A 1144-nucleotide genomic window follows, 5' to 3' on the forward strand; every position below is an offset into this window, starting at 1 on the left:
AATGCCCGTGCTTTCCCCATAGAACAGCGCAAGCATCCCGCGGCTTCCACCTTGTCAGATTTGTCAACGCGGGCCAGGCCGCCCAACACAAATCTAACGTACTGGCCCGCATCGAAAAATCTTAGACAAAGCAGCCTTTTTCTAAGGGCAGCGCAACGTCCGCTTCCAGTGAGCCGCACAACAATCGATTGTCTGTTGACCGCCTTGGGGCACCGCTTTCTTGTAATCGCGGGTTTTCGCTACTGTGACTTAACAATTTTACAAGTTGCATGATCGGGCTGATCTCTCAGCACGCCTTCGCAAAATGAAACTGCGGTCAGTCCTGATGCATTTGGAAGATCTAGGCGAGCACCTAGATCCAAAAGGATGCTGGCTTCAGTCGTGGCGTTGCCGTCAATGGCGTGGTGTAGCGGAGTTCGGCCATCTGCATCTTGATGATCCAAATCAGCACTGTATTGAACCGCAATTCTGATAGCGTCAGGGTTTGAGGCATTTACCAAAGCAGCATGAACCACATTTTGCCCTCGCGCATACCTATACTGCGATACATCAGCCTCGGTCTTCGTTGACAGAAAACGTAAAAGCTCTGCCTTTTCGAATGTTGCAAATGCTTCAGCAATTCTGAGATCATCAGCATAGCAAGCACTGACTGAAAGAAACGTAGTCGCAATGATAGTGCGAAGCCTAGGCCAGTGTTCCTGCATTGGGGCGAAGGGCATGGGATATTCTTCCTTTGTTGCAGAATGCAATGTCAGAATTCATTCAAAAACTAGAGTTGGCCAGCAACCACAAGCCAAGAAAATTATTTTAGGACATATGGTAACCACCCGGTCTTACGCAACTCAAAACCCAATTGGTGACAGAAGACTTTTCGAACTGTAGAAGCAGCCATTCGTGCAGTTTCAGAAAACGTCAATTTGGGCTCGCTGCGGACATCCGACAATTCTGATCAGATGACTAGTGCCAGCCCAAAGCGGACATCCGTTTTGATCAGGCAGTCGGCAGACCTGCGGACAAGGACGAAGCCGCTCGCGCGGCATTTGCGCACTTTGCGGGTGTTGATCACTGATGCAGCTGTTTTGGGATTTGGCAGACCTGCCTGACGATTGAGGTTTCTCAATCGGACAGGAGGTTCCAATGACAC

Annotated in this window: 2 protein-coding genes; both read right to left on the minus strand. The window is 49.8% G+C overall.

Annotated elements, in window-relative coordinates; genetic code table 11:
- Positions 1-239: 239 nt before the first annotated feature.
- Positions 240-719 carry an ankyrin repeat domain-containing protein gene (locus H7847_RS26580; protein WP_227272738.1) on the minus strand — a complete coding sequence of 160 codons (480 nt, stop codon included), beginning with the start codon at positions 717-719 and terminating at the stop codon, positions 240-242.
- A 230-nt stretch (positions 720-949) separates the two neighbouring features.
- Positions 950-1144: hypothetical protein (locus H7847_RS26585; protein WP_227272739.1), on the minus strand; the 195-nt coding region annotated here is incomplete at its 5' end.

This window comes from Roseobacter weihaiensis (assembly GCF_020622345.1).
GTDB classification, from domain to species: Bacteria; Pseudomonadota; Alphaproteobacteria; order Rhodobacterales; family Rhodobacteraceae; genus Roseobacter; species Roseobacter weihaiensis.

What these genes read in the sequence shown, in the direction of transcription:
- H7847_RS26580 (WP_227272738.1), bottom strand. Translation starts at nt 719, where the DNA reads ATGCCCTTCGCCCCAATGCAGGAACACTGGCCTAGGCTTCGCACTATC.